Origin of the sequence: Janthinobacterium sp. SUN073 (assembly GCF_030397665.1) — a bacterium.
In the GTDB taxonomy this organism is placed as follows: domain Bacteria; phylum Pseudomonadota; class Gammaproteobacteria; order Burkholderiales; family Burkholderiaceae_D; genus Janthinobacterium.
In genome coordinates, this window is the sequence record NZ_JAPUBT010000001.1 from 624,839 (window position 1) to 641,757 (window position 16,919).

The window sequence follows — 16,919 nt, forward strand, 5'->3', positions numbered from 1 at the left end:
ACGGGTAATACTGTCGCAATCGACCCGCGTTATTCCGCGGCGGCGTTGGCTTCTTTGTGCGCCAGCGCTGCCTTGATGAACGAGGTAAACAACGGATGGCCGGTGCGTGGCGTCGACTTGAACTCGGGATGGTATTGCACGCCCATATACCATGGGTGGGAATTCTCACCCGTGCGTGGCAATTCCATGATTTCGCACAAATCTTCGCTCGGCGTGCGGGCCGAGACGATCATGCCAGCCGCTTCGACACGGGCCAGGTAATGATTGTTGGCTTCGTAGCGGTGACGGTGACGCTCGGTCACCACGCTGCCATAGATCTCGGCAGCCAGGGTGCCCGGATTGACGGCGCAGGTCTGCGCGCCCAGGCGCATGGTACCGCCCAGGTCCGAGTTTTCATCGCGCAACTCGACTTTACCATCGTGGTTTTGCCACTCATTGATCAGTGCAACGACAGGTTGATCCGTATCAAGGTCGAACTCGGTCGAATTCGCGTTCGGCATGCCTGCCTTGTTGCGCGCGTATTCGATCAGGGCCACTTGCATGCCCAGGCAGATGCCCAGGTAAGGGATCTTGTGCTCACGGGCGAACTGGGCCGCCTTGATCTTGCCTTCCACGCCGCGCTTGCCGAAGCCGCCCGGTACCAGAATGGCATCGTACTTGGCCAGGTTCTCGCAACCGGTCGTTTCGATTTCTTCCGAATCGATGTACTCGATGTTGACGCGGCTTTCCGTGTGGATGCCGGCGTGGCGCAACGCTTCGATCAGCGACTTGTAGGACTCGGTCAGCTCGACATACTTGCCGACCATGCCGACGGTCACTTCCGCCTTCGGGTGCTCCATCGTGTAGATCAGCTTGCTCCAGATCGACAGGTCGGCCGGTGCCGGATCGAGATCCAGCGCTTCGCAGATGATCTTGTCGAGGCCCTGGTCGTGCAGCATTTGCGGCACTTTGTAGATGGTGTCGACGTCCCACACGGAAATGACGGCATGCTCTTCGATATTCGAGAACAGCGAGATTTTCGCGCGCTCGTCTTCCGGGATGGCGCGGTCGGCGCGGCACAGCAGCGCGTTCGGCATGATGCCGATTTCACGCAGTTTTTGCACCGAGTGCTGGGTCGGCTTGGTTTTCAGTTCACCGGCCGAGGCGATGTAAGGCACCAGGGTCAGGTGGACGAAGGCCGTGTTCTTGCGGCCGGCGCGCAGGCTCAGCTGACGCGCCGCTTCCAGGAAGGGCAACGATTCGATATCGCCGACGGTGCCGCCGATTTCGCACAGGGCCACGTCGTAGCCTTCGGCGCCACGGCGGATGTAATCCTGGATTTCATTGGTGATATGCGGAATCACCTGCACGGTCTTGCCCAGATATTCGCCCCGGCGTTCCTTGCGGATCACCGATTCATAGATCTGGCCAGTGGTGAAGTTATTCACCTTTTTCATGCGGGTGGAGATGAAGCGCTCGTAGTGACCGAGGTCGAGGTCGGTTTCGGCCCCGTCATCGGTGACAAATACTTCACCGTGTTGCATAGGGCTCATCGTGCCAGGATCGACGTTGATATACGGGTCGAGCTTGAGCATGGTGACTTTAAGGCCGCGCGATTCGAGGATCGCGGCGAGGGAGGCGGCGGCAATCCCTTTTCCAAGGGAAGACACAACGCCACCAGTGACGAAGACAAATTTGGTCATTGCAGATGGTGCCGAACGGCACGTGCGGGAAATTGAAATTATACACTAAAGCCCGCCTGCGGCGCTCTCCACGCGTGGAAATTTGCGCCAAATGTCGACGATCGCCCCCGCTCCTGCGGTCTACGCACAACAAAATTACTCAATAGCAATAATTGAAATATTTTCAATTCCTTAATTTGTGTGGGCGATCGAACAGACCCTGCCGCGCCCTGGCGGCAGACTGGAATTTTTCAACGGAGGTCCATCATGAGCTACGAAGAACGCGACGCCTACGGCATGTATGTCAACCGCGGCCACAAAGGTCCCGGCCCTGAACTGATGGGTGCCGACACCCTGATCGGCGACCATGTGCACAACGCCAAGGACGAACACCTGGGCGAAATCAAGGAAATCATGCTCGACATGCGCAGTGGCAAGATCGCCTACGCCGTCATGTCGCACGGCGGCGTCTTCACCATCGGCGAAAAACTGTTCGCCGTGCCGTGGGAAGCGCTGCTGCTCGACACCGTCAACAAGCGCTTCACGCTCAACGTCGACAAGGAACGCATCGAAAACGCCCCCGGCTTCGATACGGACAACTGGCCGAACATGGCCGATACCACGTGGGCCCAGTCCATCCATAGTTACTACGGAACGACACCACGCGAGTATTAATCAAGCCAAAGCGCGGGGCTGGGGTCTGCTTTAAAAGCGGTACTCCAGCCCAGCCACATACGTCCTCCCCCGCGCCGTGCTCAGCGGCGTATTCTCTTGCGACTGCGACGGCATCGAGTTCAGGCGGTTCAACGCTTCCGAGAAATCCTTGTTCATGGCGTTCTGCACCGACAGGCGCAGGAACAGGTTCTTGCTGACTTGGTAACTCGCATACAGGTCGATCACGGCCGGGATCTTCGGATTCTCGGCCTTGAGCACCTCGCCCGTCGCTTCATCGGCTTCATTGTCCGGCGACAGGCGGCGGTTCGAGCCCGTGTGCTTGAGGATGGCGCCCACTTCCAGCTTGTTGTCCAGCAGGCGCGTGCCCACGTCGAGGTTGTAGTACACGCTGGGCAGCTCGCTGATGTCGGCCGCGCCGAACCAGGCGCTGGCGATCGAGGTGGGCTGGCGCGTCGTTTCGCGCGTGTACGACAGGCGCGCATAGGCCGGCCCCAGCTGATATTGCGCTTCCAGTTCCCATCCGCGCGAGTACACGGGCGTGGCCGAGTTGATGTAGATATACATATTGGTCACGTACTCATCCACATTCTTCCAGTCATTGGCGAGCACTTCCGCGATATTGCACTTGCGGCCGCTGTCGCACACAAGGAAGGACTGGCTGGTGATATAGCCGTCGATCTTGCTCTTGAAATACAGGGCCTTGAAGTTCAGCACGTCATTCTTGCTCAGCAAGCCATGCAGACTGGAATTGAAGCCCAACTGATAAGTGCTGGCCCGCTCGCCCTTCAGGAAGGGGTTCATCGAGGCGCCGCCGTCGTTGGAAAAGAATACTTCCTGCGGATTCGGCCCGCGCATGGTGCGCTCGGCACTGGCAAACGGCTGGAACCACGGCGTGACCTGGGCTGACAGCATCAGCGAAGGATTCACGCCGTGTTCTTTCAGCGCAATGCGCGACGCCCCTTGCGGGAAGCACTGCACGCGCAGGTCGCAGGCGGGCTTGTGGCCAGTCAAATCAAAGTGCGTGGTGTTCAGGCCTGCATTGACCTGAACAATGCCGCGGTTGTACTGCAGGCCCGCATACAGGCTGTTGATCTTTTGCACGCCTTCGGGGCCGAACGTGTTGTTCTCAATCGATTGTAAGTTGGCGTCCGGGTTGTCGGGATCGTCGACCAGGCTTTCCACGTGTTTGCTGTATCTGTTACGCATCAGCTTGCCGCCCACTGTCACCAGGGCATCGCCGCCGGCCAGCCTGAAGCTGCTGGTGTTATTGATATCGAAGGCATCGGCACGGTTGGCCGCATTCGTGTTGATGAAATTGGTCAGCGCCTCGGGCATGTATTTCTGGTTGCCACGGCTGCTGCTGGCCACCACATTGAGGTCGATCAACTCCGAAAACGGTGTGTAGTGATATTTGACGTAGTAGTCATCGCTGTGGATATCGCGGCGCGTAAACGTGCTGCGGTAATCGCGCGCCGACAGTTCCAGCGCGTGGAAGTCGCTCAATTTGAGGTCCAGCTTGAGCAATTGCGACTTGGGCTTTTGCTTGTAATAGCGGTTGTAGCCGAAACCGAATTCCTCGCTGTTGACACCCTTGGCATTCTTGTAGTTGTTGCCGATCACACTCGCGCTGGTGGCCGCCATGAAGCCTACGCTGCCGCCATCGAAGGCAGGGTTTTTCATGGCCACGGCCAGCATGGCGCTGCGTCCCACGCCATTATTTCCGCTCCACATCTTCGTGCGCGCCCCCGTTTTTTCACCGGCGAAGACCACGTCATCGACGCCGATGGTGCGGAAGTTGGCGCTGCCGGCCAGCGCATTGACGCCGTCGCCACCGACGACATTGCCGCGCGACACGTCCACGCCGATGATGAAATTCGGGTCGATCAAGGCGCCGAACTGGCTGCTGGGCACACCGCCATGCGACACGGACGATGGCGCGCTGCCATAGTAATTCTGGCTCACGCCATCGACCATCATGTTGACGCGGCCCAGGCCCGACAAGCCGCGAATATTGACGCTGACGGCGCCCTGCGCCGGATCGATCTGGGTAAACGTGCCCGGCATGCTACGCACGATCTGGTCCACCGGCTGCAAGCGCGTGTCCGCGCCGCGCGCGCTGACGGCACCCGGTTTTTCCAGCGCCTGATGTTCCGCAGGGACCGCCTCGCCCGACACATTCAGCGGCGAAAACGCGACCTTGCCGTCGGTACTCTCTTGCGCCCATGCCTGCTGCGCCAGCAACGCCATGCAAACGCCCACGGCTCGCGTCATTGTCTTGATATGCATACACCCTCGATTTGTTATGTGATTGAAAAAATGCGAAAAATCAGCTGGCGCCGTGGCCGCCGTCGGCATCGAGCCGGAACGACACGGGCAAGGTCACCGTCACTGTGCCCTGGCGCAATACGCTGGCGGGCGGCGCCGGCAACGGTTGCGCGCGCTCAAGCACTTGCAAGGCCTCGCGGTCGAGCAGCACCGTGCCCGATGAAGTGATCAATTCGCTGGCCAGCAGCTTGCCATCGCGGTCCACCTGGAAGCGCACCCATGCGGCGCCGGCCCGCTTGCGCTGGCGCGCATCACCGGGATAGCGCTTGAAATGGGCCAGATGGCCGAGCACCCGGCTTTGCCAGCTGGCCGGCGCCGCGCTGGCGGGCGGCGTGTCGCTGTCGAACGGCGCCGCCTGCGGACCGCGCACGGGGCTTGGCGCCGGTGTGGCGCTGCTGCTGGCCTGCGCAGGCAAGGACGCTTCCTTGGCGGCATCCTTGCCGGGATCTGGCGACGGACCGGTTTCTGCCTTCGCCTCTTTTTCCGCCGCAACGATCTGCGGCGCGGCGGCACGCGCCAGCACGGGCAGCGCCTCGTGCCGGGTCGTGCTCTTCGGTGGCCGGGCGGCGCTGGAGGCGGCCGACTGGCGCGCCCCTGCTGCAGTCACCTGTTGTGTCTCCGGCGACATCGCTTGCGTGGCAAACACCAGCATCACGCTGGCGACCGGATTAGCGGGCGCGACGGTGAAAGGTTGCCAGGCCGCCCACAGCAGCAGGGCCAACGCGGCGGCCGCCACCAGCGACGTGGCGATGCCCCAGCTCAATATCGGACGCGGATTCACCCGCCCCCCTCGCGGCCCACCAGGCCCACTTTCAGGTAGCCGGCCTGGCGCAGGGCATCCATCACGCCCAGCACGTCTTCATACGCGGCTTGCTTGTCGGCCTGAAAAAACAGCGTGCGCTGGCGGTCGCCGCCCGTCTGCGCGTCGAGCAGGCGGCCCAGTTGCTCGCGCGCCACGGGCGATTCCCCCAGATACAGGCTGTGATCGGCTTTCAGGGAAACGAACAGGGGCTTGTCGGGACGCGGCTCGGGCTTGGCCGTGGCGGCCGGCAAGTCGATTTTCAGGTCGACGGTGGCCAGCGGCGAGACCACCATGAAGATGATCAACAGCACCAGCATCACGTCGATGAAGGGCGTGACATTGATCTCGCTCAATTCCGGCATGTCGGCCGTGTCGTCGTCCGTGGAAGGAAAGAGGCTGGCCATGGCTCAGGCCTGCTGGCGCGTGTCGAGGTCGCGGCTCAGCATCAGCAGCACTTGCGCGGAAGCGGCGCGCAGCTGCGCCTTGTACTGATTGATGCCACGGCTCAAGACGTTATAGATGACGACAGCGGGTATCGCCGCCACCAGGCCCAGCGCCGTCGCCAGCAAAGCTTCCGCGATGCCGGGCGCGACGGTGGCCAGGTTCGTGCTCTGGCTGACGGCGATGCCGATAAAACTGTTCATGATGCCCCACACGGTGCCGAACAGACCAACGAAGGGCGCCACGGCGCCGATGCTGGCGAGTAATCCTATGCCTTGCGTCATGGCGCGCACCTGGTGGGCGATTAACTGTTCCTGGCGAAAACCGGCCCGCTCTTTCAAGGCCGCCGCCGGTGCGCTGACATGCGACAGATTCAGTTCCTGCTGCACCTCGTCGAGCAGCCGCTGCGCCAGCAAGGACGCCCCGCTCTTGACTGCCGCGTCCGGCAAGGAAGCCGCCGATTTCAGCACGGCGACGGCTTGCGCCGCCGCGCGCCGGGCTTGCAGCAGACTGGCGCCCTTCACCAGCAAGACCACCCAGGTGGCCAGCGCGGCGACCAGCAAGCCGATGAGCACGCTTTTCACCACTTGGTCGGCGGCGAAAAACATGCCCAGCGGCGACATATCGTGCGGCAAGGCGGACGCTTGTGCGCCGGAATGAAAGATGAAAAGAAACACGCCGCCGGCAGCGGCTTTGATACAGGAAATACGCATGGAAGCTTCAACAGGTAAAAAAAAATCGGACGGATTACCTGGCTGCTATGGAGGAGCTTGCTGGGGGAGAGTGCCGGGCTGAACGCCCGACGGAGATGCAATGAATTATTTGGCGCTGGCAACGGCAGGCATTGCCGGCGTGAACCAGACGAAGTCCGCCTGCGGCGCCAGCACCGTGGCGCCGCGCTGGGCCAGCACCAGCACCAGCGGCGCGGGGCCGCCCGTCAAGTCCTGCACGTGCAGCGGCACGCCCAGGTCCTTGTGCGCATGGTAGGCGCCGGCGATCAGCACGGCCGGCGCGGGCGCGGCCAGCAGGCGCTCGGCCATGCGGCGGTCGCGCTGCTGCTGCACCGACAGCATGGCGGCCAGGCGCGGCGCGTCGATCTGGTTGTCGTGCATGACGCGGATGATGTCTTTCAGTTTGTCATGCACCTTGCCATCGTTGGCCAGGTTCGAATGCTTGCCCTGCACGGCCGGCTGGTCGATAAACAGTTGCTTGATTTCGCTGCGGTCCAGGTTGGCCGACCAGACAGGGTATGGCGCGCGCATCACTGTCATGACCAGGTCGCCATATTGCGCCCACTTCCAGCTCGGTTGCCAGGCCAGCAGTTCGGCCACGTGTTCGGGACGCACCACGGGGTCCGTCTGCAGCCACGGCTTGACCTTGTCCACCTTGGCTTGCTGGTCCGGATTCAGCATTTCCAGCAGCACGCTGCCTTGCGGACGCTGGCCTTGCAATTGCTGCAGCAGCCATTGCTCGATCTGGTGATGGCTGAGCTGGTCATGCTGTTCGCCGACGATCACGCGCGGGGCGGCGGCCAGCTGGGCCAGCAATTGCTCGGCAGTCACGCGCTGGCCGCTGCGCAGGTCGACGATCTCGCCCAGCTGGCGCACGTCTTGCGTAGAAGCGGGCGCGGCGGCCGTGGTGGCGGCCGTGCCAGTGGCGGGTGCGACGCTGCTGCAGGCGCTCAGCGCCAGCACGCAGGCGGGCAGGACGACGGCGAGGGACAGGGGGAATTTCATGGCAGGGCCTTTCGGGTCTGAGCACGCATTGCAAAATAACTACTGGCGGGCATTCTAATAGAAATGATTCTCATTTACAACATGTGCACGGCAAACCCTGCGAATTTTTTTACAACTGGCAAAAAATCAACAGGGTGCTTCGGTGAAATCCCCGGGCGCGGAGTAGAATAAAAAAAACGGAGGACTCGCGTGAATCAAACTGACCAGTTGGCGGTACTGAAAAAACCGCTGCCAGACTCTCTTGCTGCCGTACTTTCCCTGATCTTTGCCGACCGCTTTTCCATGACGCAAGCCATGCGCGCACACCATGGCCGCGACGAGTCGAGCTATCCGCCCATGCTACCCGATGCCGTCATCTTCGCCCATTCCACCGAGGAAGTGGCGGCCGCCGTCAAGCTGTGCAGCGCACACGACGTGCCCATCATCGCCTATGGCAGCGGCACTTCGCTCGAAGGCCATGTGCTGGCCCTGCATGGTGGCGTGACGATTGATCTGTCGCAAATGAATCAGATGGTAGCCGTGCATGCTGAAGACTTGACGGCCACCGTGCAGGCGGGCGTGACGCGCAAGCAACTCAACGAAGAAATCCGCGACACGGGCCTGTTCTTCCCCATCGACCCGGGCGCCAATGCGTCGCTGGGCGGCATGGCGGCCACGCGCGCCTCGGGCACGAATGCCGTGCGCTACGGCACCATGCGTGAAAACGTGCTGGCCCTGACGGTGGTAACGGCCGATGGCCGCATCATCAAGACGGGGACCAGGGCAAAAAAATCCTCGGCCGGCTACGACCTGACGCGTTTATTTGTCGGTAGCGAGGGCACCCTGGGCATCATCACGGAAGTGACGGTGAAACTGTATCCGCTGCCGGAAGCGATCTCGGCGGCCGTCTGTTCGTTCCCCGGCACGGGAGAAGCCGTCAGCGCCGTGATCCAGACCATCCAGATGGGTATTCCCGTGGCACGGGTCGAGTTTCTCGATGAAAACGGCGTCAAAGCCATCAATGCCTACGACAAGATGGCGCTGCCAGAGAAACCGCTGCTGCTGTTTGAATTCCACGGCACGCCGGCCAGCGTGGCCGAGCAGGCACAGCTGGTGCAAGCCATCACGGCGGAACACGGCGCCAGCGATTTCGAATGGGCCAGCCGCCCCGAAGACCGCTCGCGCCTGTGGGCCGCGCGCCACAACGCGTATTTCGCCCTGCTGCAGATGCGCCCCGGCAGCCGCGCCATTTCCACCGATTGCTGCGTGCCCATTTCGCGCCTGGCCGAATGCATCCTCGCCACCAAGGCCGATTGCGAGGCACAGGGCCTGATCTACGCCATCATCGGCCACGTCGGCGACGGCAACTTCCACGTGCAGATGCTGGTCGATCCCGATGATCCCGCCGACATCGCCCGCGCGGAAAAGGTCAACAGCGACATGGTCACGCGCGCCATCGGCATGGACGGCACCTGCACGGGGGAACATGGCGTGGGCATGCACAAGATGGCTTTCCTGGTGGAAGAACATGGTGTAGGCGCCATCGACACCATGCGCGCCGTGAAACACGCGCTGGATCCGAAGAACATCATGAATCCGGGCAAGATCGTGCGCTGGTAATCAGGCCGGCCATTCCATGCGCATCGGCACAAACGCGATGCCGCCCGTCTCCACCTTCGGTCCCGTGGCGACAAAGCCCAGGCTTTCATACAGGGGCAAAGCGTAGACCGAGGAGTTGACGGTAAATGCCGTCACGCCGCCCCTGGCCAGCGACGCATCGCGGGCAGCCTGCCACAAACGGCGCGCCATGCCGCGCCGGTGCAGGGTGCGCGGCACGAACATATGGAACAGATGCGTGTTGTCGCGCATGGCCACCACGCCGGCCAGTTCGCCGTCGATATGCGCGAGCTGGTAGGCGTAGTTGGGCAGCGACAGATAGTTTTCGATCGACGGCTGGCGGCAGTGTTCGATGAACTTTTCCGCCCCCGCGCCATCGGGGTGCAGGGTCAGAAAAGGCATGAGGTCGTCGATCAGCGCAACGATGGCGGGCGCGTCGGCGACCAGGGCGGGACGCAGTGTCGGTTCGGGCAAGGTTGTCATATTCAAATAATGCCATGCCCTCCTCCCCGCCGGCAACTCTCAACAGAAATCGCGGCTGCTGGTCCGCAACCGCCCCAGCAAATGCGACATGTCGACCAGGCGCTTGGCCACCAGATTGCGCACGACGCCCTCCCTTTGCCACACGCCATACACGCCCAGCAGCGGCGCGCTCAGCACTTCGCGCCGCTGGCTTTCCACCAGGTCCGGCCAGACGATGACGTTGACCGTGCCCGTCTCGTCTTCCAGTGTCATGAAGATCACGCCCTTGGCCGTGCCCGGCCGCTGGCGCACGGTGACGATGCCGCAGGCGCGCGCCAGCTGGCCATGCGTGTAGCTGGCCAGCGTCGCGGCGGGCAGAAAGCGTTCCTCCAGCAACTGTGCGCGCAGCAGCGCCAGCGGGTGCCGGCCCAGGGTCAGGCCTTGCGAACGATAATCGCTGACGATGCCCTCGCCTTCCGAGGGTGCGGCCAGCACGGGCAAGTCTTCCTCTTGCGTGGTGATGCGCAACAAATCCTTGTCGGGCACGGCGCCGGCCGCCTGCCATAGCGCTTCGCGCCGGTGGCCAGCCAGCGCGTGCAGCGCATTGCCGGCGGCCAGCACCTGCAAATCATGACGGTCCAGGCCGCCACGCCGCGCCAGGTCGGCCACGTCGACGAAGGAGGCGATGGCGCGCGCATCCTCGATGCGCCGGGCGGCCTCGGCGCGCATGCCGAACAGGCTGTTCAAGCCCAGGCGCACGGCCGGTGCATCGCCCTCCAGTCCCGCCTCCCAGCCGCTGACGGCCACGTCGACGGGCAACACTTGCACGCCATGCCGGCGACCATCCTGCACCAGTTGCGAGGGACTGTAAAAGCCCATGGGCTGGCTATTGAGCAAGGCGCATAGAAAGGCGGCCGGTTCATGGCATTTCAGCCAGGAACTGGCATACGTCAGCAGGGCGAAACTGGCCGCGTGCGACTCGGGAAAGCCATATTCGCCAAAGCCCTCGATCTGGCTGAAGATGGCTTCCGCAAACTCCCGCTCATACTCATTTTTGACCATCGTTTCGACGATACGTTCCTTGTAATTGTTCATGCCGCCCTTGCGTTTCCAGGCAGCCATGGCGCGCCGCAACTGATCCGCTTCGCCGGGCGTGAAATCGGCGGCGATGATGGCCACCTGCATCACTTGCTCCTGGAAAATCGGGATGCCGAGGGTGCGCCCCAGCGCCTTTTCCAGGCCCTTCGGATACTCGACTGGTTCTTTCTGCTGGCGCCGCTGCAAATACGGATGCACCATGCCGCCCTGGATGGGGCCGGGGCGCACCAGCGCCACTTCGATGACGAGGTCATAAAATTCACGCGGACGCAGGCGCGGCAGCATGCTCATCTGCGCGCGCGACTCGATCTGGAATACGCCGATGGTGTCCGCCTGGCACATCATGTCGTAGGTGGCGGGGTCTTCGGCCGGAATATCCTGCAAACGAAATTCCTCGCCGCGCCGCGCACTCACCAGTTCCAGGGCGCGGCGCAGGGCCGACAGCATGCCCAGCGCCAGCACGTCGACTTTCATCAAGCCCAGTTCCTCGAGGTCATTCTTGTCCCACTCGATGACGCTGCGCTCGGCCATGCTGGCGTTTTCAATCGGCACCAGGCGCGATAACTTTCCCTGAGCGATGACAAAGCCGCCCGGATGCTGCGACAAATGGCGGGGAAAGCCCAGCAACTGCTGCGCCAGGCCGGCCCACTGCTGCGACAATGCCGCCTCCGGGTCGAGCCCGCACTCGGCCAGGCGCTCCAGCAGATCGCGCTTGCCGTCGAACCAGCGATGCGCCTTGGCCACCTTTTCCACGATGGCCAGGTCGATCCCCAGCGCCCGGCCGCTGTCGCGCAATGCGCTTTTTGGCCGGTAGCTGATCACCACGGCGGCCAGCGCGGCCCGCTCGCGGCCATATTTGCTATAGATATATTGGATGACCTCTTCGCGCCGCTGGTGCTCAAAATCAACGTCGATGTCGGGCGGCTCGTTGCGCTCGCGCGACATGAAGCGCCCGACCAGACAATTGCCGCGCGCGGGGTCCACTTCCGTGATGTGCAGGCAATAGCAGACGGCCGAATTGGCGGCCGAGCCCCGCCCCTGGCACAGGATGTTTTGCGAGCGCGCAAAGCGCACGATATCGTAGACGGTCAAAAAATACGCTTCGTAGGAAAGATCCCGGATCAGCTCCAGCTCCTGCTCGATCTGCTGCTGCACATTGGCCGGAATACCCAATGGAAAGCGGATGCGCGCGCCCGCATAGGTTTCCTCGCGCAAATAGGTCGCCGGCGTGTGGCCGTCCGGCACCAACTCGTCGGGATAGTCATAGCACAGGCTATCGAGAGAGAACGTGCACAGGCCCGCGATGCGCACGGTTTCCGCCAGCGCTTGCGGCGGATACACATTGGCCAGGCGCAAGCGCGCGCGCAGATGCTGCTCCGCATTTTGCGCCAGCGCATAGCCGCACTCGCCCACGGGTTTACCCACGCGGATGGCGCACAGGGTGTCGAGCAAGGGCTTGCGCGAACGCACGTGCATGCACACATGGCCGACGGCCACCACGGGCAAGCCCAGCGCCTGCGCGGCGTCCTGCACACCGCTGCGGTGCGCGTCATCCTGCGCCCGCTGCAGCAAATTCAGGCCAATCCAGCTGCGCTCGCTGCCAAAGGTGGACGCCATCCACGCACCCTGCGCGCGCACGGTTTCCGGCTGGGCCGGATAGCTGGGCAGCAAGACCATCAAACAGCCGGGCAGCCCCCGCAAATGGGCAAACTCCGCCGATGGCGCGCTGAAATCATCGGGGGTCAGCAGATAACGTCCCTTGGCCGCCCGCGTGCGCGCCATGGTGATCAGTTCCGACAAGTTGCCATAGCCATCGATATCGCGCACCAGCGCCAGCAGGGACAAGGCCGCGCCGCCGTCGGCCCGCGTCAAGTGAAAATGCGCGCCGATGATCAAGGGAAAGCCGGCGCGCTTGGCCACCGCATGGGCGCGCACGACGCCGGCCAGCGAACACTCGTCGGTGATGGCCAGCGCCTTGTAACCGAGCTGGACTGCGCGCGTCACCAGCTCTTCCGCATGCGAGGCGCCATGCAGGAAGCTGAAGTTACTCAGGCAATACAACTCAGCATACTCGGGTAAGACTGCGCCCCACATGATCCACCTCAATACTGTATATAAACACAGTCTATTATACTTATCTGGAATCGGGCTTATCGTTTATGCTGGTGTTTTACCTTTCGCATCGACCGCCATGATCGTCCACTTATTAAAATGTTTCGGCGCCGCACCCGGTGGCGGCAATGCGGCGCTGGTCGTGGAAAACGACCACGGCAGCGAAACGGCGCGCCAGCAATTCGCCCGCGAACGGCAAGTGAGCGCCTGCGTCTTCATCGACCGGCAAGCGGACGGCGGCATCATGCTTGACTATTTTTATCCGCACACGCGCAGCCCCCTGTGCCTGCACGCCACCCTGGCGGCCGCGCATGTGCTGCTGACGGCGCCGGGTGCCCCGGCAACCCTGACGGTGAGTACCGCCATGCGCGGGCAAGCCTTGCAACTGGTGCGCCGCGCAGCCGATCTGTTCATCGGTCTGGCGCCGCAGCCGGCGCCGGCCGTCATGCTGGAAAAATATGTGCCGTCCGAACTCATGGGCCAGCATATGCACTTGCTGTCGCCGCCCGTGATCGCCTCCGTCGGCAGCCCGAAGCTGCTGCTGGAAGTGGCCGACCGTACCACCCTGCGCGCGTTGAGGCCGAACCTGGAGCTGATCGCCGACTGGAGCGCCTTGCATCAGGTCAATGGCTGCTATGCGTATTGCCGCACGGGCGAAAGCGAGTTTGAAGGGCGCAACTTCAACCACCTCGACCCGGCGCTGGAAGATAGCGCCACGGGCGTGGCGGCGGGCGCGCTGGCAGCGCACCGACAACAGTCGCTGAGCCTGTCGCAGGGCCACGTGACGGGGCAAGCCTGCTTGATCCAGGCACAGTACGGCGAGGGAATAATCTGGGTCGGCGGCATGGTGCAGGCAGGCACCTGAACGGGGCATCATGCACCAGCAGCATGCAAGAAAACAAGGGGGATCGCCGTAGCCAACAAGGAAACAACAGTTACCTATAATTTGTAACAATAAAGCAAATTAACACTGGTGGACGATGAAATGATGGCACTAGAATCGAGTGACGAATCTAACCCATCAGCCACTTGGAGATACTGCGTGCCGACCCTCACCACCTTGCGTAAAGCCGTCCTCATCAGCCTCTACGGCAGCGCCGCCCTGGCCGTCTTCGCCCCGGCCGCCATGGCGCAAACCACGGACACGGGCGGCAGCGCCGCCGATGCCGGCGCCGTGCAAACGGTCAGCGTGGTCGGCTCGCGCCGCGTCGCCAGTTCCGCCACCGACACCATGGTGCCGGTCGATATCATCCCGATTTCCAGGGTCGCCGAGCAAGGTGGGCAATTCGACCTGGCGCAATCGCTGCAATACATCTCGCCCTCGTTCAACTCCACGCGCCAGTCGGGCGCCGACGGGGCCGACCTGGTCGATTCAGCCGCCTTGCGCGGCCTCGGTTCCGACCAGACGCTGGTGCTGGTGAATGGCAAGCGACGCCACACGACGGCCCTGGTCAACCTGTTCGGCGCGCGCAACCGCGGCAATACGGGCACCGACATGAATGCGATTCCTTTGCTGGCGATCAAGAACGTGCAAGTGCTGCGCGATGGCGCCGCCGCCCAGTACGGCTCGGACGCCATTGCCGGCGTGATCGACATCGAACTGAAGAAAAGCCTGGGCTGCGAAGCGGTGGCCGGCTATAGCCAGTATTCGGCCGGCGACGGCAAGAATTACATGACCTCCGCCTACTGCGGCATCGCACTGGGCGACAAGGGAGTCATCGCCATCACGGGCGAATACCTGGACCGGGGGCGTTCGAACCGGGCCGACGCGGACAGCATGCGCATCATCGGTGACACCAAGGCCAAGAACAAGACCCTGTACGTGAATGGCGACTACGCCACCAGCGGCACGGGCAAGCTGTACTTCACGGCCGGCGCGCAGACGCGCGATGCATCGAGCGCCGCGTTTGGCCGCGGCGGCATCGGCAGCGTTGACGTTCCTGCGCGCAATTCGGCCGCCATGTACCCGGACGGTTTCGTACCATTTATTAATGGCAAGATCGACGACCAGTACGCCATCGTCGGCCACCGCAGCCAGATCGGCGAATGGCATGCGGACTTTTCGCAAACCTATGGCTACAACAAGATGCGCTACGACATCAGCCATACCCTGAACGCGTCGATCGCCAATCTCGACCTGATGAACGGCGGCAAGGGCATCAGCCCCAGCAGCTTTGACGCGGGCGGCTTTTCGTTCCAGCAACTGACCAGCAACGCCGATTTCAGCCGCTATTACGACACGGTGATGCGCGGTATGAACGTGGCCTTCGGCGCCGAATACCGCAGCGAGGAATACAAGATCATGGCCGGCGAACCGGGCTCCTACAGCGACGTCGACGGCGTCGGCGTGGGCGGCAATGGCCGCAGCCAGGGCTTCCCCGGCTTCCAGCCCGGCGACGTGACCAAGGCCAAACGCCACAGCATCGCCGCGTATGGCGACGTGGAACTGGACTGGACGGATCGCCTGAAAACCCAGGCGGCTTTGCGCTATGAAAAATTCAGCGACTTCGGCTCCACCGTGACGGGCAAGCTGGCCGCCAGCTACAAGGTGGCACCCGACGTGCTGCTGCGCGGGTCGGCCAGCACGGGCTTCCGCGCGCCGTCGTTGCAGCAAGTGTATTTCTCGTCCACCTTCACCGACTTCGTCAGCGGCGTCGCCACCGACGTGGTGCTGGCACCCAATGGCGGCACCGTCGCCAATGCGGCCGGCATCCCCAAGCTGAAGGAAGAAAAATCCACCAGCTTTACGTTCGGTACCACCTGGACGCCGACGCAAGCCATTTCCGTGACGGCCGACTTGTACAACATCAAGATCAAGGACCGCATCGTGCTGTCGGGCCGCTTCAATGCCGGCAACTACCCGGACCTGGCGGCGTGCCTGGCCCTTCTGGGCGTGACGGAAGCGCAATTTTTCGTCAATTCCGTCGACACGCGCACGCGGGGACTGGACCTGACGGCCTCGCACAAGGGTGAACTGGCCGGCAACCGCCTGAACACCTTCCTGGCCTTGAATTTGAGTAAAACGGAAGTGACGAAAGTCAAGACGCCCGCCTCGCTGACGGGCTTCGAAGATGTCTTGCTGTCCGAGCGCGAGCGCCTGTTCATCGAACAGGGCGGCCCGCGCGCAAAAGCCACCCTGGGCTTCGACTACATCACGGGCAAGCTGGAATCGGACTTGCGCATCATTTATTTTGGCCCGCAAACCCTGGGTACCTTCAGCGGCACGGCCAACGGCGTGCCCAACGCCCACTACGCGGCCAAGACGTCCGCCGACCTGAGCTTCACCTACAGCATCAACAAGAACACCAAGCTGACCTTTGGCGGCAACAACATCTTCAACGTCAAGCCCACCACGCAAAACGCGGACGAGACGGACAACGGCTTCAAGTATGACAGCGTGCAGTTCGGCCTGAACGGCGCATCCTACTTTGGCCGCTTGTGGGTGAAGTTCTGATCTGAACTGACTCTTCGCATAAAAAACAGCGGCGGCGCCAGCATGGGCAGCCGCTGTTTTTTATGTCGGCATCACCATTTAATGCTCATCGCCTGCATAGATCCACATGGGCTCTGTTTTCCCTGCGCGCACGAAGCCCACGGATTCGTAGAACGCGATGGCCTTGCCGTCCGCTGTCAGCATTTGTTGGTGAAACCCCGCGTATTTTTCCAGCATGGCCGCCATCATCCTCCTGCCGACGCCCTGGCCTTGCGCCATCGGATCGACGAGCATATGCGGAAAATAGACAACCAGATATCCATCGGAAATGGCATTGCCGATGCCAATCAATTTGCCATCTGCGCGGGCCGTCACCAGGCTGTGGGAATTGCGCAATGCGGCCATCAGTTCTTTGGGTTTTTCTGCGGACGACCAGTGATTGGCCTTGTAGATGGCTATCACTTCTTGCTCAGTGATCACATCATTCATGGAAATTTGCATCGGCACGGCCTTCTTTATGGATGACACTGACCTTCGCAATGGGAAGGTCCAAGCGTTTCGACAACATCAACATCTAT

13 protein-coding genes are annotated in these 16,919 nt (G+C 62.3%); 4 read left to right on the plus strand and 9 right to left on the minus strand.

All coding sequences use genetic code 11. The features are described 5' to 3' along the window. Positions 1-29: 29 nt before the first annotated feature. The gene (locus O0882_RS02885) at positions 30-1,682 is read right to left on the minus strand and encodes a CTP synthase (RefSeq protein ID WP_071075940.1); all 1,653 of its coding nucleotides are present in this window, start codon (positions 1,680-1,682) and stop codon (positions 30-32) included. 246 nt (positions 1,683-1,928) lie between these two features. On the opposite strand from O0882_RS02885, the gene O0882_RS02890 reads away from it, so the two are divergent. Next, entirely contained in the window at positions 1,929-2,336 is a 408-nt protein-coding gene (locus O0882_RS02890; protein ID WP_282406852.1) for a PRC-barrel domain-containing protein, read from the plus strand. A gap of 30 nt (positions 2,337-2,366) precedes the next feature. Here the strand turns inward: O0882_RS02890 and O0882_RS02895 are convergent, their stop codons facing one another. The 5 genes from O0882_RS02895 to O0882_RS02915 all read right to left on the minus strand — a co-directional run bounded on the left by O0882_RS02895 (position 2,367) and on the right by O0882_RS02915 (position 7,640). Continuing rightward, positions 2,367-4,622: a TonB-dependent receptor gene (locus O0882_RS02895; protein ID WP_289945209.1), complete on the minus strand. Its 2,256-nt coding sequence runs from the start codon at positions 4,620-4,622 to the stop codon at positions 2,367-2,369. A 40-nt stretch (positions 4,623-4,662) separates the two neighbouring features. Next, complete coding sequence (locus tag O0882_RS02900) at positions 4,663-5,442, minus strand: TonB family protein (protein ID WP_289945210.1); 780 nt, start codon at positions 5,440-5,442, stop codon at positions 4,663-4,665. Next, complete coding sequence (gene exbD / locus O0882_RS02905; protein ID WP_289945212.1) at positions 5,439-5,867, minus strand: TonB system transport protein ExbD; 429 nt, start codon at positions 5,865-5,867, stop codon at positions 5,439-5,441. The genes O0882_RS02900 and exbD overlap by 4 nt, the downstream gene beginning before the upstream one ends. Positions 5,868-5,870: 3 nt before the next feature. Further along, positions 5,871-6,617, minus strand: coding sequence for a tonB-system energizer ExbB (gene exbB, locus O0882_RS02910; protein WP_289945213.1), 747 nt, complete (start codon positions 6,615-6,617; stop codon positions 5,871-5,873). A gap of 105 nt (positions 6,618-6,722) precedes the next feature. Beyond that, positions 6,723-7,640, minus strand: a complete 918-nt coding sequence (locus O0882_RS02915) for a ChaN family lipoprotein (protein ID WP_289945215.1) — start codon at positions 7,638-7,640, stop codon at positions 6,723-6,725. A gap of 282 nt (positions 7,641-7,922) precedes the next feature. Between O0882_RS02915 and O0882_RS02920 the strand changes: the two genes are divergently transcribed. Continuing rightward, positions 7,923-9,239: an FAD-linked oxidase C-terminal domain-containing protein gene (locus tag O0882_RS02920; protein WP_289946793.1), complete on the plus strand. Its 1,317-nt coding sequence runs from the start codon at positions 7,923-7,925 to the stop codon at positions 9,237-9,239. Here the strand turns inward: O0882_RS02920 and O0882_RS02925 are convergent, their stop codons facing one another. Both O0882_RS02925 and O0882_RS02930 read right to left on the minus strand, forming a co-directional pair. Next, positions 9,240-9,719, minus strand: a complete 480-nt coding sequence (locus O0882_RS02925; RefSeq protein ID WP_289945218.1) for a GNAT family N-acetyltransferase — start codon at positions 9,717-9,719, stop codon at positions 9,240-9,242. Between the two features lie 39 nt (positions 9,720-9,758). Continuing rightward, positions 9,759-12,890, minus strand: coding sequence for an error-prone DNA polymerase (locus O0882_RS02930; RefSeq protein WP_289945221.1), 3,132 nt, complete (start codon positions 12,888-12,890; stop codon positions 9,759-9,761). Between the two features lie 97 nt (positions 12,891-12,987). On the opposite strand from O0882_RS02930, the gene O0882_RS02935 reads away from it, so the two are divergent. Together O0882_RS02935 and O0882_RS02940 are read left to right on the plus strand one after the other, a co-directional pair. Then, the gene (locus tag O0882_RS02935; protein WP_289945223.1) at positions 12,988-13,773 is read left to right on the plus strand and encodes a PhzF family phenazine biosynthesis protein; all 786 of its coding nucleotides are present in this window, start codon (positions 12,988-12,990) and stop codon (positions 13,771-13,773) included. 177 nt (positions 13,774-13,950) lie between these two features. Next, positions 13,951-16,362 (plus strand): TonB-dependent receptor, encoded by a 2,412-nt coding sequence (locus O0882_RS02940; protein ID WP_289945225.1) that lies wholly within the window; start codon positions 13,951-13,953, stop codon positions 16,360-16,362. A 78-nt stretch (positions 16,363-16,440) separates the two neighbouring features. On the opposite strand, the gene O0882_RS02945 is transcribed toward O0882_RS02940, so the two are convergent. Continuing rightward, positions 16,441-16,830 carry a GNAT family N-acetyltransferase gene (locus O0882_RS02945; RefSeq protein WP_289945227.1) on the minus strand — a complete coding sequence of 130 codons (390 nt, stop codon included), beginning with the start codon at positions 16,828-16,830 and terminating at the stop codon, positions 16,441-16,443. Positions 16,831-16,919 lie beyond the last annotated feature (89 nt).